Origin of the sequence: uncultured Campylobacter sp. (genome assembly GCF_938039245.1) — a bacterium.
Taxonomy (GTDB): domain Bacteria; phylum Campylobacterota; class Campylobacteria; order Campylobacterales; family Campylobacteraceae; genus Campylobacter_A.
This window is the reverse complement of the sequence record NZ_CALHVN010000036.1, coordinates 1-13,418: the sequence shown is the minus strand read 5'-3', so window position 1 is coordinate 13,418 and position 13,418 is coordinate 1. Positions and strand designations below refer to the sequence as shown.

Annotated in this window: 13 protein-coding genes; 9 read left to right on the top strand and 4 right to left on the bottom strand. The window is 44.8% G+C overall.

Going from position 1 to position 13,418, the window contains the following annotated elements; translation table 11 throughout:
* Positions 1–1,773 (bottom strand): methyl-accepting chemotaxis protein (locus tag Q0218_RS06510; RefSeq protein ID WP_297967716.1); only part of this gene is annotated, 1,773 nt, incomplete at its 3' end.
* A gap of 112 nt (positions 1,774–1,885) precedes the next feature.
* Here Q0218_RS06510 and Q0218_RS06505 point away from each other — a divergent pair.
* A complete protein-coding gene (locus Q0218_RS06505) occupies positions 1,886–2,251 on the top strand; it encodes a DUF488 family protein (RefSeq protein WP_297967718.1) in 366 nt (121 codons plus the stop codon).
* Positions 2,252–2,421: 170 nt separating this feature from the next.
* Here the strand turns inward: Q0218_RS06505 and Q0218_RS06500 are convergent, their stop codons facing one another.
* The 3 genes from Q0218_RS06500 to Q0218_RS06490 are packed head-to-tail and all read right to left on the bottom strand — an operon-like array spanning position 2,422 to position 6,182.
* Entirely contained in the window at positions 2,422–4,884 is a 2,463-nt protein-coding gene (locus tag Q0218_RS06500; protein ID WP_297967714.1) for an MMPL family transporter, read from the bottom strand.
* Positions 4,885–4,891: 7 nt separating this feature from the next.
* Positions 4,892–5,479 carry an ABC transporter substrate-binding protein gene (locus Q0218_RS06495; RefSeq protein ID WP_297967711.1) on the bottom strand — a complete coding sequence of 196 codons (588 nt, stop codon included), beginning with the start codon at positions 5,477–5,479 and terminating at the stop codon, positions 4,892–4,894.
* A 1-nt stretch (position 5,480) separates the two neighbouring features.
* Positions 5,481–6,182 (bottom strand): VacJ family lipoprotein, encoded by a 702-nt coding sequence (locus Q0218_RS06490; protein WP_297967708.1) that lies wholly within the window; start codon positions 6,180–6,182, stop codon positions 5,481–5,483.
* A gap of 184 nt (positions 6,183–6,366) precedes the next feature.
* Here Q0218_RS06490 and Q0218_RS06485 point away from each other — a divergent pair, with 184 nt between their 5' ends.
* From Q0218_RS06485 to Q0218_RS06450, 8 genes are all read left to right on the top strand, one after another.
* On the top strand, positions 6,367–7,149 hold the full coding sequence (locus Q0218_RS06485) for a TOBE domain-containing protein (protein ID WP_297967705.1): 783 nt from the start codon (positions 6,367–6,369) through the stop codon (positions 7,147–7,149).
* 3 nt (positions 7,150–7,152) lie between these two features.
* Positions 7,153–7,902, top strand: a complete 750-nt coding sequence (modA, locus tag Q0218_RS06480) for a molybdate ABC transporter substrate-binding protein (RefSeq protein ID WP_297967702.1) — start codon at positions 7,153–7,155, stop codon at positions 7,900–7,902.
* Positions 7,899–8,279 carry a TOBE domain-containing protein gene (locus tag Q0218_RS06475; RefSeq protein WP_297967699.1) on the top strand — a complete coding sequence of 127 codons (381 nt, stop codon included), beginning with the start codon at positions 7,899–7,901 and terminating at the stop codon, positions 8,277–8,279. The genes modA and Q0218_RS06475 overlap by 4 nt, the downstream gene beginning before the upstream one ends.
* Positions 8,276–9,196 (top strand): ATP-binding cassette domain-containing protein, encoded by a 921-nt coding sequence (locus tag Q0218_RS06470; RefSeq protein ID WP_297967697.1) that lies wholly within the window; start codon positions 8,276–8,278, stop codon positions 9,194–9,196. Before Q0218_RS06475 ends, Q0218_RS06470 begins: the two co-directional genes overlap by 4 nt.
* Positions 9,193–9,867, top strand: coding sequence for a molybdate ABC transporter permease subunit (modB, locus tag Q0218_RS06465; protein ID WP_297967694.1), 675 nt, complete (start codon positions 9,193–9,195; stop codon positions 9,865–9,867). The genes Q0218_RS06470 and modB overlap by 4 nt, the downstream gene beginning before the upstream one ends.
* A complete protein-coding gene (locus tag Q0218_RS06460) occupies positions 9,864–10,331 on the top strand; it encodes a redoxin family protein (RefSeq protein WP_297967692.1) in 468 nt (155 codons plus the stop codon). Before modB ends, Q0218_RS06460 begins: the two co-directional genes overlap by 4 nt.
* 203 nt (positions 10,332–10,534) lie before the next feature.
* Positions 10,535–11,869, top strand: coding sequence for an MBOAT family O-acyltransferase (locus Q0218_RS06455; protein ID WP_297967689.1), 1,335 nt, complete (start codon positions 10,535–10,537; stop codon positions 11,867–11,869).
* Positions 11,869–12,987, top strand: a complete 1,119-nt coding sequence (locus Q0218_RS06450; RefSeq protein WP_297967685.1) for a DUF459 domain-containing protein — start codon at positions 11,869–11,871, stop codon at positions 12,985–12,987. The genes Q0218_RS06455 and Q0218_RS06450 overlap by 1 nt, the downstream gene beginning before the upstream one ends.
* The last annotated feature ends 431 nt before the right edge of the window (positions 12,988–13,418 follow it).

Genomic DNA, 13,418 nt, shown 5'->3' with positions numbered 1-13,418 from the left:
TAGTACGTTTGCGTTAGCTTCGATCTCGCCTAGACTCTTTTGAGTTCGTTCGGCTAGTTTGCGTACTTCGTCGGCAACTACGGCAAAGCCTCTGCCGTGTTCGCCCGCTCTGGCCGCCTCGATAGCTGCGTTTAGAGCGAGTAAATTCGTCTGATCGGCGATGTCGCGGATTATGACGATGATGTTTTTGATCTCTTCGCTTTGGCGGGTTACATCCTCGGCCTTTTGGCTAATAGCGCTCATAGAACTAGACATCTCTTCGACTGCAGCGGCACTTTCCTGGATGGAATGGGCTTGCTTGCCTGCGCCGTCGGTTAGATTTTTCATAGACTGGGCTAGGATTTTAGCCTTTTCTTCTAGCATTTGAGCCTCTTTTAGGCTTTCTCTTAGCATATTAGCCACCGCATCGCCGGCGCTTTGTATGCCTACGATCATATCTTTTAGATCGCTTTCAAGCTCCTCTTTTAGCTCGACTTTAGCGGTGTAGTCGTTTTTGTTATACGAATTTAATACTCGTGCGATGTCTTTTAAATTTGACGAGATGGAGCTAAAAAAGCGGTTTAGCAAATCTTTTAGCTGCACCAAAGCCGGATTATTAGGATTAGCCTTGATAGTTGCGCCCATGTGGCCTTTTATCATGAGATTTGCGATGCCGTTCATCTCGTCGATTAGAGCGCTGTCTTTTTTGATACCGTTTACGACTTTATCGATATTTTCGTTTATGGCGCGACTCATCATACCAAATTCATCCTGCGTCGCTACGGCTAGTTTTTGCGGGGCTTTGGACTCTTCGTAGGTGACGAATTTAAACGTATCTTCTAGCTTTTCTTGGATAGTTTTTATCGGACTTAGGGATTTTTTGAGCAAGACATAAACGAAAATCGAAAGCGCCGCGATGAAAAGCGCGGCTAATACGAGCTGAGCCTTTAAAAGCGGCAAGGTATTTGACGAAAAGGTATCCGCGCCGATAGCCGCTACTGCTAGCCAGCCCTCGTCGTTTATCGCCATTACCTTTGCCGTTACGTTTTCGCCCTTATAGTTGGTGTAAGGGATTAGCCCGTTTTCGTCGAATTTTTTAGCCGCAAACGCCTCGGCTAGATATTTGCTTGCGGGAACGGTTTTGCCGACGTTGTTTGGGTCGTTATGCATTAGTATTAGGCCGTCTTTATTCATCAGATAAACATAGCCGTATTTTGTTTTGCCCATTTCAAGGATTTTTTTACTTATATTATCGATTTTTAGATCAAGGCCGGCCACGCCCGTAAATTTACCGTTCTGGCTTACCGGTACGGCAAAGGTCATAACAAGCGTCTGATTTATGGCATCCACGTACGGCTCGGTATATATCGCATTATTTGCGCTCTTAGCCTGCACGTACCATCCTCTCGTTCTAGGGTCGTAGTTGTCTTTTTCGGGAGTGGTTTTAGTATTATCGGACTGAAAATAATGTCCGTCGTCTTCTCTACCGAAGTAGATATCGCTTACTACGGCGCTAGCGTGACTTTTTTCAAACGCTAACGCTTTTAAAAGATCATCTTCGTCGTGTTGATTTTTAGAATTATCGGCTAGACTTTTAGCCGCACCCAGATAATCCTCAAAAAAAGTATCGGTGGTGATTTTGATATCGCTTAAAATTTGATCTTGAGTTTGACTAACCAGCTCCACCACTTTATCTCGCGCCGTATAGTAGCTCACTGCCGAAATGGCGGCAAAAGACGCGACTAGCGCAACAATAAGCATGGTAGCGATTTTGTTCGTGATGGATTTAAACATCGCTTTTTCCTTTAAATTATTTTTTAATACAGATTATACGACTAAAGCGTTAAAAAAATACTTAATGAGCTTATTTGTGCAAAATTTAGAAAAATCGTCGTATAATTGCAGAATGTTTAAAATTTTTAGAATTTATGATTTTATAAAAGACGATGAAAGTAGCGATTTTTACGGCGTATTTATCGATAGGCTCTATCCTCGCGGGATAAAAAAAGAGATTTTTAGCTCATTTTTATGGCTAAAGTCCGTCACCCCTTCAAGTAAGCTAAGGAAGTGGTTTCATGAGGATAAAGAGGCTAGATTTAGCGAGTTTAGACTTAAATTTAAAACCGAACTAGCGACGGCAGAGGCCAAAGAAGGGATTAAACAACTGCTAAATTTAGCCAAAACGCATGGCAAAATCGCGCTACTAACTGCCGCAAAAGACGTAAATTTAAGCCACGCGCCTATCATTTTAGAGGCGCTAAAAGCTCGGTAACGCTCTGCCGAGCTTTAAATCTATGCAGTCAAATTTGCAATTTTAACAGGACGTGAAGCAAATATTCAAGACAGAATGGGCGTAGTTTAACTTTAAAATTTTAACCCGCGAGGGCGCGTATATGAAATACGTAACCGAAGCGGGTTTAAAATTTTAAAGCTTTAAATCCGTCATTTATGGGGAATTCTAGGCCGGTAAAAGGTTTTGATTAGTGTCGGCAGTAGCACTAGCGCCCCCAGCAACATCATTATCATAACAAGATCAGTCAAAAGTCCGAAATATATCGTCGGGATAAAGTTGCTAGTTACCATTATGCTAAAGCCCAGGATGATCGCAAACGAGGTGTAGTACATCGCGTAGCCGATACTGGCGTGCGAGGCCTTGATCGACTCGGCGACGTTTTTGCTACGAAGTTCTATTTTTAGACGGTGGATGTAGTGGATGATGTCGTCTACGCCGATGCCTATACTGATAGCCGCTATCGTAATGCTCATGATATCAAGCGGAATACCCAGCGCTCCCATGACGCCAAACACCGCGCAAAGCGGGATCAAATTTGACGCGATAGCGATGGCGGCGAGTTTGATGCTTTTAAAAATAATGCAAAAAACGATAAAAAGCGACAAGATGACAAAACCGAAAGAATCCACCTGCGAGGCGATGAGGCTTTGAAGGAGATTGTTATAAAGCACCATCGCACCGCTAACTTGCACGCTTGCGTTGTCGTTTGCGATCAAATTTTCTATATCGGTTCTAAGCTCGCGCAAAAACTCGTCCCTGCGTAGCGCGTCGTCGCTATCAAGAGTTCGCGCGGTAAAACGCAGCTCGTTATCTTTTATGCTTACGTATGGGCTTAGGATGATGTCTTTGTATTTTTGCGGGATCTGTTCGTAAAGGATCGAGAGCATGAGACCGTCGGCGGGCTTTTGCGTGATACGCTCGACGACCTTTACGACGGTGTTTAGACTGCTGGCGTGCCCGACGAAGCGCTTGTTTTCTAAGTAGTTATGTACTTTTTTCGCGACGTCGATTTTATGCTGATTAAACCAATACTTATCCTCGTTCGCGCTAGCGGCGAATTCGTCGTCAAATTCGTCTTTGGGCTCGTTTTTGGCCGCGCTTTGCTCAAATTTAGGCTTGTTAAATTTGATCAATATGTCGACCGGCACCGTGCCGCCTAGCTTCGTATCGATCACCTGCATGCCCTTGTGGATTTCGGTCGTATCTTTAAAATAGCTTATAAAGCTGTTTTCGACTTTTAGCTTTGAGATGCCGTAAAGCCCGAAAATAAGCACCGCAAGGCTAATCGCGTAAACGGCGCGGCCGTGATTTAGCGCAAATGCGGCGCAGTGCTTGGTAAAGCTAAATTTATCCTCAAATGTCCTAACCGGAGCGAGCTTTGGCATCAGCGCCGTCGCAGACCCAAATAGCAAAAACGCGAGCGCTAGCGATATAGAGATTGACGCGCTCATCATGATTCCAAGCATTATGATGGGCTTGATATCAGAAAGCGCAAGCGACAAAAAGCCGATAACGGTCGTAAATATCGCAAAAAACGACGGACTGGCCTTATCGCGCAGCGTGAGATAGACTAGCTGACGGTTGCTAAGATGCGGCTTTGTGATGCAAAACTCGCGGTAGCTCACGATCAGGTGGATGACGACCGAGATAGTGATGATGAGCTGTAGGGCGATGTAGTTTGAGCTAATCACCGTGATCTCCCAGCCAAAAAACCCAAACAGTCCGCTCGCCCAAATAACGCTAATCACGCAGATAAAAATCGGCATAACGATGTGACGAGTCTGTCTAAAAAACAGCCAAAGGCAAAAGACCAAAAGCAGAGTCACGCTGATGCCGTATGTCGCAAGATCCGAGCGCACAAAGCTCACCATATCGTCGGCGATCATATTTGCCCCACCTAAAAACAGGCTCTCGCCTCCGCCGAATTTCGCTATAGTATCGCGGATCTGCTCGATCGCGGCGTGCTCTTTTATACGCGCTTCGTCGCGGTGAGCCTTAAACTGCGCATTTACGGCACTTAGACGTTGTTTTTGCTCGCTTGTGATGTTACCATCAATCTTGGCGTTTAGCAGAGCATTTCGCTCGTTTAGTATGCTTTGATACTTTTCGTCGGTCTTTAAATTTAGCACGATCGCCGTAGTTTTTAGGTCGCGGCTAACGAGGTTATTGGTATATAGCGGACTATCCGCAAACTCGCGACGCACCAAGGTTTTGTTTATATCGGCATCAGATAGGCTTGGCACGTGCTTAACCAGCTCGCCAAGATCGTTAGTTCCGCTTTGAAGCAGCGGGATGTTTAGTACCGAAATGACGTTTGAAACAAGCTCGTTTTTTTCAAGTTCGCGGCTTAAATTTTCTATCTTTTTAAGCGTAGAAGGCGCGAGCAGATCGTCTTTTGGCGTGTAGGCTATAACTAGGTAGTTTGGGCTAACGTAGCGTTTAGAAACATCTCTAAAGACGGCTAGATCTTTATCGTTTTCAAGTAGCAGCGTCTCGGTAGACGCGTCCACCTCGAGCTTGCCGCTAAAGTATCCAAAAATCAGCGTCGCGGCTAGTACGCCAGCGATAACGCTTTTTGGAAAGTTGACGATAAATTTAAAAATCCGCTTCATCAGCGCCTTATTGCGGAGCTTGGACTGAGTTTAGCTTGCTAAGCAAATTTTCAAAGCTCTCGTTTTCCATCAGGCTATCAAACTGGCTGCGGTAGGTCTGGATGATGCTAACGCCTAAAATTTCGACGTCGTAGATGAGCCAGCCGCGCTCTTTGGCATTGTAAAATTTATACGTAAAGCCGTAGTTTTTACCGTCCTCGCCGACCAAATCGGCGTTTAGAAAGTAGCGATTTTCGTTCGGTTTGGTTACGTCTTTAAAATTTATAGTTTGGTTTTTGTAGCTTAAAAGTTTATCGACGTAGCTTGATTTTAATCTCTCTTCAAAAGCTTTGTTAAATTTGACCTTTTGCTCGGCGCTTAGGTTGTTATAGCGCTTGCTTAGGGCGATTTTAGACATCTGTTCGTAGTCGAAATACGGGTCAAAAACGGCGAAAATTTTGCTTATTTTCTCGTCTTTGCTCAAATTTGCGTTTTTTAGCACCTCGATAGCGTCTTGCGTCGCTTTTTGCATCGTAGGTTTTATCTGCTCCTCGCTGATCGCAAAGAGGCTAACCGCGATAAAAAACGCAAGCAGAATGATTTTTAAAAACTTCATTTTATTCCTTTATTAAATGATTTCGGCGCTGTTCGTATGCGTCGCGTAGAAACGGATACAGATCGATCGCGTCTTTTTTAAGCTCGTCGTAAGCGTCTGGGTGCAAAGACAAGAGATTGCCTTGCCGAAAAGACTTTATCGCAAACGAATCTAACATCGGTTTTACGTAGCTGACGGGATCTAGGTAATAATCCCCGACCATGCCTGCCATATCGCGTAAATTTGAAGGCCCCAGAAACGGCAAAACCACGTGAAATCCGCTGCCTACGCCCCAGTAGCCTAGCGTCTGACCGAAGTCCTCGTCGTGGCGCTGCAGATTGTAGTATTTAGCGCCGTCGGTTAGCCCGCCAAAGCCGATAATCGTATTTGCCAAAAACCTTAGCGTCTCCTCGCCCGCCTCGCTAAATTTAAGCTGCAAGACGTTATTTACGAAGCGGACTGGGTATAAAAGGTTATCAAAAAAGTTTCCGGCAGCGGTTCTTGCGGCCTCAGGCACCACGTAGTTGTATCCTTTTACCGCGGGATGGATGGCGTTTACATACATAAAATCGTTAAAACCGGTCATCATTCTATTATAACCGCTAAGCGGATCGAAAATCTCGCTAGGCTGCGTAAATTCGTCGTCAAATTCGCTCTTTTCTTGCGTTTGTTCGGCAAAAACGCAACTAAAAAAAAGCAAAAAAGAGAGTAAAATTTTTCTCATCAAATCTCCGAATTTCAAGTCTGCAAAGGCAGTAATCTAGGATTTTATCTCAATGTAGCTTTTAAATTTATAAATTTCAAAACGCCCGGTATTACGAAGTTTGTTTAAGTTATTTTTCATATATATTTAAATATACTTCCTAGCAAATTATTTTTTTATATTTATAAAATTTGGGGGATTTCTTATGAAAGCAGACGTTAGTTTAGAGCTATTTTTAGACGGCGGAGCATCGGTGCTGGCTAAACATATAGAGCTTTTAAAGGCCGTCGAACACACCAAAAGCATAACCAAAGCCGCCGAGTACGTCGGCATCTCGTACAAAAATGCATGGGACAGCCTGGACGCACTAAATAACCGCTCAGACGAACCGCTAATCGCAAGAGCCGAAGGCAACAAGAAAAACAGCGGCTCGGAGCTCACTGCGTACGGCAAAAAGATGATCGCGCTATACGACGCGATGCTAGAGAGCCAAAAGATATTTTTAGAAAAAGTTTGTTCAAATATAAACGTCGATACGAACGAAATTTTAAATTTACAGCGCATGAGCATGAGTTTGAGCGCACGAAACCAACTAAGCTGCGAGATAACCGAAGTAAAAACGGGCGCGGTAAATTCGCAAATCAGCGCCAAACTCTCAAACGGCGAAATTTTACGCGCCAACGTCACGGTCGAGTCTGAAAAAAATCTAAATTTAAAAGTCGGCAAAAAGGTCGTATTTATCTTTAAAGCTCCAAGCGTAATGCTCGCAAAAGAGGAAAATCTAAAACTAAGCGCGGCAAATTTACTAAAAGGACGCGTGATTGAGGCAAAAATCGGCTCGGTAAACGCCGAAATCGTACTAGAAATCAGCAACCATCAGACGATAACCTCTATCATCACCAAAGATAGCGCGATGGATATGAAAATCGGCGTGGGCGACGAGCTGGTCGCCATCATCAAAGCAAGCCAAATAATAATAGGAGTATAAAAAATGAAAAAAACATTTTTTTCACTAGTAGCCGCGGCCATCGCCGCTTTTAACCTAAACGCAGGCGAGATCAACGTATTTGCCGCTGCAAACGTCACTTATGCGTTTGACGAGCTAAAAGCGGAGTTTGCTAAATCAAACCCGGACACCAAAGTAACCGTCACTCTAGGAGCTAGCGGCGCGCTATCTACTCAGGTCAAAAACGGCGCTCCGGCGGACGTTTTCATGGCTGCAAATATGAAATTCGTACAAGACCTATACGACACTAAATTTGCCGTAACCGAGCCCGTAGTATACGCTCAGGGCGCGCTTGCTCTATTTACGATCAGAGATATCGATCTAGCTAAAGGCATAAACGCGGTTGAAGGCCTAAAAGCCATCGCGATCGCAAATCCTGAAACCGCTCCGTACGGCAAAGCTAGTATCGAAGCTCTAAAAAAAGCGGGCATCTACGATAAAGTCGAGAAAAACGTCATCCTAGCAAAATCTATCGGCGAGGCTCTAAGCCAAGCTCTAAGCGCTTCTGATGTCGGATTTATCGCGGCTTCTGCAATGTACGATAAAAAAATGGCCGAGTACAAAGAGGGCAAAAACTTTATCCTCATCGATCCTGCGCTCTACACCCCGATCGATCAAGGCATGGTTATCCTAAAACACGGCGAAAACAATCCTGAAGCCAAGGCTTTCTACGACTTCATCAGAAGCGACCGCGCGAAGGAAATCTTTAGAAAATTCGGATACGTCGTCCCGTGATAAAGGCTAAAATTTCGGCGATAGAGCAAAACGACGGCGTTAGTGTTTTTGAGTTTAGCGCCGAAAATTTAAGTCTAAAGATGCTATCTTTGGAAAATCTGCAAAATTTAAAAATAGGCGACGAAGTTCGGCTAGGCTTTAAAAGCTCGGACGTCTTCGTCGCTACTTCCCCGCTTTTAAACTGTTCGGTCTCAAACGAGATAAAAGCGCAAATTTCAGATATCCAAAGAGGACAAATCACGAGCTCGCTGCATCTAAACGCAGGCGAGTTTGAGTTTGAAAGCATCATCTCCGCGGCATCGCTAAAGCGGCTAAATTTAGTGCTGGGCGATCAAATTTACGCCTACGTCAAGGCAACATCCCTCTACATCGCATGATAGAACTAAACTGCATAAAAAGCCTAAACGGCGCAAACGGGAAATTTGATCTAGACGTAAATTTGAACGTAAAAAAGGGCGAATTCGTCGCCTTGTACGGCAAAAGCGGCAGCGGCAAAACTACTCTTTTGCGACTGATCGCGGGCTTTGAAACGCCAGGTAGCGGAACGATAAAAGCAGGCGGAAAAACGCTATTTGAGGGTAAAAACTTCACACCGCCGCAAAGCAGAAATATCGGATTTTTATTTCAAGACTACGCGCTTTTTCCAAACATGAACGTGATGAAAAACTTGCTTTTTGCAAATAACAACGTAAATTTAGCCCGCAAGCTGCTGGGTCTTGTCGAGATGAGCTCGCTAGAAAACGCCGCCATCTCGCAGCTCTCGGGCGGTCAAAAACAGCGCGCCGCCCTAGCCCGCGCACTCATGCGAAAGCCAGAAATTTTACTACTCGACGAGCCACTCTCGGCGCTTGATAACGCCATGCGCGAAAAGCTGCAAGACTACCTTGCCAAGGTGCACGCCGAGTTTGATATGACGACGATTTTGGTTAGCCACGACGTCGCGGAGATCTACAAACTCGCCTCAAAAGTCTTCGTGCTTGAAAACGGCAAAATAGCTCAAGGAGGCAGCCCGGGTGAGATATTTTTGAGACACAGAGGCTCGCAGAAATTTAGCCTGCCGGCAAAAATTTTAGAGATCTCAAAGCGCGACGCCATCTATGTAGCGGTCGTTTCCGTCGGTCAGCAGCTTTGCGAAGTAGCGCTAAGCGCCGCGGAAGTTGCAAATTTAAAAGCTGGCGACGAAGCGGCGATAAGCGCCAAGGCATTTGGGCTAAATTTACAAAAAAGCGGTGGCGAAAACGACAAATTTGACGAGCGAAATGCTGAAATTTACACGCAAGGCGAGCCGAGATGAATATCGATTTTACGCCCTTTTACCTCTCTTTAAAGCTTGCTTTTATCTCGACTGCGATCTTGTTTTTTCTCGTGCTGCCGGTCGCGTTTTGGCTCAGCCGCGCGAGTTTTAAATTTAAACCCGTCCTAGAAGCCGTGATCTCGCTGCCTCTGGTGCTACCGCCTTCGGTGCTAGGCTTTTATCTGCTTGTTTTTCTCTCGCCTTACAACTTTTTGGGCAAATTTTTTGAGCAAACCTTTGATATCCGCTTGGTTTTTAACTTTTCAGGCCTCATCATCGCTAGCTGCATTTACTCGCTGCCTTTTATGTTTCAGCCGCTTCAAGCGGGCTTTGCGAGTCTGCCAAAGAGCCTTTTTGAGGCGAGCTACTCGTTAGGTAAAGGCAAATGGGAGACTCTTTTTAGAGTCGCTCTGCCAAATATCAAACCCTCGCTTCTAACCGCGCTCATAGTGAGTTTTGCGCACACTTTGGGCGAGTTTGGCGTCGTGCTGATGATAGGCGGCAGCGTGGGGGACAAGACCAAGGTCGCCAGCATCGCCATCTACGAGGCCGTCGAACTCATGGATTACACAAAGGCGCACGTTTATTCGGCGATTATGCTGTTTATAAGCTTTGCGGTGCTATTTTTAGTCTATTTTTTCAACAATTCACACGCAAAGAGAACGCAATGAAAGACATAAACGCAAATCAGGTCAAATTTAGCGAGCTAACGGACAGCAAAAACTGCATAGTTTTTACCTATCCCAAAATGGGCGAGAGCGGGAAGTTTTTACCGGAAAATTTAAAGGATTTAAAGGGGCTAACCGGCTGCACGCTTCAGTGCAAAGCCTATCAAGAAAACCTTGCAAAGCTCGAATCCGCAGGCTTTACGCTAATAGCCATCGGCTCTCAAAGCGTAGAAAAGATGAATGAATTTAAACAAAGCGTAGGCGCGAATTTTATCTTTTTGAGCGACGAAAACTTCGAGCTAGAATCACCGCTAAATTTGCAAACTTTTACCACGAACGACGGTAAGAAATTTTACCGCCGCCAAACGCTGATTATAAAAAACGGCGAAGTTGTAAAAAGATTTAACGACGTGGCCGAGCCCGCAAACGACGCGGCAAACGTGCTGGCAGCCATAGAGCGGCTTTAAATTTGGCTGATTTTCTCAAGAGGGCGAGAATTTAGGGCTCAAATTTGGACGCGAATTTGAGCCGTTTTGAACTCAAATTTGACGGCGAATTTAAAACACGCGCAAGCAAAACCGCAAGTCAAATTTTAAATTCCCGTCAAATGCAAATTTAACCTAACCCAAAATAATTTTTTTATATAATTACGCAAAAATTTAGGCGGGATATGAATCTTTTTTCCATAGAATTTGGCTTGTGCTTTTTTATTTTTTGGCCGATTTATTATTTTTTAAACACGCGCCCGCACCTGCAAAAAGCCGTTTTACTCGCCTTTTCTTATATATTTTTAGCCTCGTTCGGGCTTAAATTTCTAATCATAAATTTTATCTTTAGCACCGCCGTTTTTCTTTTTGCAAGGGCGAGCGAGAGTAAAGACTCTGCGATTTCGTTTGCTGCGGGCGTTATTTTTGTGCTTTGCGCGCTTACGTTTTTTAAATACGGCGACTATTTCGCGATCAAATTTACTCGCCTGCACCTAGAAAATATCGCGTTGCCGCTTGGCATTTCGTTTTATTCGTTTATGAGCATTTTGCTGCTAAAGGCCGTGCGAGACGGCGAGATAGAGGCGCCGGACTATCTTGATACGCTGATTTTTCTTAGCTTTTTTGCCGCGATTATTTCGGGTCCGATTTTGCGGCCAAAGCCCTTTTTCGAGGCGCTAAACTCCCCAAAGGTTTTTCGCGCCAGCCCCGTTATATTCGCGCTTTTGTGCTCCGCGCTTTTTAAAAAGCTCATCGTCGCAAACCATCTTTTTGAGATAGTTAATCCCGTTTTTGCCGCGCCCACCCTGCCCGCCTCGCAGCTTCTTGGCGCGCTTTTTGGCTACAGCGTGCTGCTTTACGCCGATTTTAGCGGCTATGTGGACTTCGTAACGGCGCTAGGACTCATGTGCGGTTTTGTTTTGCCGCAAAACTTCAACCGTCCTTTTACGGCGCGAAATTTAAAAATTTTCTGGCAAAATTGGCACATCAGTCTTATGAATTTTTTTAAAGAGTGTGTCTATTTTCCGCTGGGAGGCAGTCGCGGCACCCAGGCGCAAACGCAGCTAAACGTGATGCTAGTCTTTGCAATCTCTGGCGTCTGGCACGGCGCGGGACTTAGCTTTTTGCTTTGGGGGCTCATCCACGGCCTTGGCGTCGTGTTTTTAAACTTAACTAGCGAGCGCAAACGGCTAAATTCGGCGATGCTAGGACGATATTTTACGTTTATTTTCGTGAGTATGGTTTGGGTGTTTTTCACGATGGATTTTGAGGGGGCGGTGCGCTATATCGGGGCGATTTTTAAAAACTCGGACGGCGAGCTTCTTGCCATTTGCGCGCTGTTTGCTGGCGTTTTTGCCTTTGTATTTTTATACTCCGCGCTTGACGTTTATCCGGTTTTAGTTAAGTTTTTTGAAAATATAAACGTCCTTTTTTCAGCCGTTTTTTTGGCGATTTTTGGGATAACTATTTACTTTTTGATGCCGCCTGGTATGCCTAACTTTATATATCAAGGATTTTAATGAGAGCGTTTTTTGGGGTATTTCTCGCGTTTTTTACGCTGATTGCGCTATTTTTGCGACCGCTGTCAAACTACTACGAAGCCAAATATCAAAAGGATTTTTTCATCACGGACGAGCGCGCGATGGCGCTGAGCGATAAATTTATAAACATCGCCGAGGACGGCTTACAAAGCGCAAAATCGGCTCTTGATAAATTGATGCGGGTTTTTAGCAAGCCTGATTTAAAGGGCAATAGAGTGGCCGTGAGCGCGGCAACGCAAAATCAAACCGTAAATTTAAACGCTCAAAACCAACAAAATTTAGCCGCAAACTCTAGCGCGCAAATAGATGCAAATCTAACGGCGCAAAACGCTCAAATTTCTCCCGTCGTATCCGATTTAAATTTAGACGAAAACGGCTCGCGGGAGATAAATTTAGCGAGTTTAGCGCAAAAAACCGCGCAAGAAGATAAAGCGCAGCAGGCAAAATCCCACGCTTTTGACATCGAGCTAAATGAAAATTTAGGCGTTATCTTGATAGGCGACTCCATAATGCAAGGCTTTGGCTGGGGCTTTGAAAACACGCTAAAAACAAGCAAAATCACGATAAAAAATCTAGCCAAAGCAAGCACCGGACTAACTAATAAAAAATTTTACAACTGGAGCGAGGAGCTAAGAAATGCGCTGGAAAATCTAAAAAACCGTCCGCAAAATTTGCTGATTTTAGCGCTTTTTGGCGCAAACGACGCTTATAGCTACGCCTTTGATGGGCGAGCGCTAGAGTTTGGCACGGATGCGTGGAGGCAGGCTTACGAGGGCAGGATAGCGCAGATATACGACATAGCGGACGAATACGGCGCCCAGATCGCATGGCTGGGGATGCCGTGCATGAGGAGCGAGAAATTCGACAAAAAAATGAAAACGCTAAATCTCATCTACAAGGACGCCGCGCAAAAACGAGGCGCGCGCTATATCGACATCGGCGGCGCGATTTGTGATAACGGCAAATATCTAAAGCAAGGAGCTGATAACAAGCCGCTGCGTAACGACGACGGCGTGCATATCAGCCTAAACGGCGCCAAAAAGGTCGCTATTTACGTCGTGGATAAGCTTTTAAACGAAAAAAACGATAATTTTTAGCGAGGCCCGAATTTTGGTTTGCTAAATTTATGAGGCATCGCCTTTTAAAGGACTTCTTATTTTCTTCATTTTTTAAAATTTGCATGCTAAGACGGCATAAGCTGCGTTTTGCTTGGTTTAAATTTAGCTACGAAGCTTAAATTTAGCCGCCTAAAGGGCGGGGCGAGACTTTACGGCGCTAAGGCTTTGCTAAAGTCTTTAGCCCGGTAAGTTTGCGGCAAAAATCATACGCGGTTTTAAAGATAAATGAATTTAGACGGATTATGGATTATTTTTGATTTTACGGATGAATTTAAAGAAACCTGCGGGACGTTAAATTTAGTCCCGCAGTTAGTAAAGGAGCGATTTTGCTCCTTTAAATTTAGATTACGAGTTGGTTATCTCTAGTAGTTTGGTTACGCCGTCGGTATCGGTTATGACGTTTCCGTTTA

Bases quoted from the DNA above. Each gene is read 5' to 3' on its own strand.
- Q0218_RS06495 (WP_297967711.1), bottom strand. From the start codon at position 5,479: ATGAAGTTTTTAAAAATCATTCTGCTTGCGTTTTTTATCGCGGTTAGC.
- Q0218_RS06460 (WP_297967692.1), top strand. From the start codon at position 9,864: ATGAAAGACATAAACGCAAATCAGGTCAAATTTAGCGAGCTAACGGAC.
- Q0218_RS06455 (WP_297967689.1), top strand. From the start codon at position 10,535: ATGAATCTTTTTTCCATAGAATTTGGCTTGTGCTTTTTTATTTTTTGG.
- Q0218_RS06450 (WP_297967685.1), top strand. From the start codon at position 11,869: ATGAGAGCGTTTTTTGGGGTATTTCTCGCGTTTTTTACGCTGATTGCG.
- Q0218_RS06485 (WP_297967705.1), top strand. From the start codon at position 6,367: ATGAAAGCAGACGTTAGTTTAGAGCTATTTTTAGACGGCGGAGCATCG.
- Q0218_RS06470 (WP_297967697.1), top strand. From the start codon at position 8,276: ATGATAGAACTAAACTGCATAAAAAGCCTAAACGGCGCAAACGGGAAA.
- modA (WP_297967702.1), top strand. From the start codon at position 7,153: ATGAAAAAAACATTTTTTTCACTAGTAGCCGCGGCCATCGCCGCTTTT.
- Q0218_RS06500 (WP_297967714.1), bottom strand. From the start codon at position 4,884: ATGAAGCGGATTTTTAAATTTATCGTCAACTTTCCAAAAAGCGTTATC.
- Q0218_RS06505 (WP_297967718.1), top strand. From the start codon at position 1,886: ATGTTTAAAATTTTTAGAATTTATGATTTTATAAAAGACGATGAAAGT.
- Q0218_RS06490 (WP_297967708.1), bottom strand. From the start codon at position 6,182: ATGAGAAAAATTTTACTCTCTTTTTTGCTTTTTTTTAGTTGCGTTTTT.
- modB (WP_297967694.1), top strand. From the start codon at position 9,193: ATGAATATCGATTTTACGCCCTTTTACCTCTCTTTAAAGCTTGCTTTT.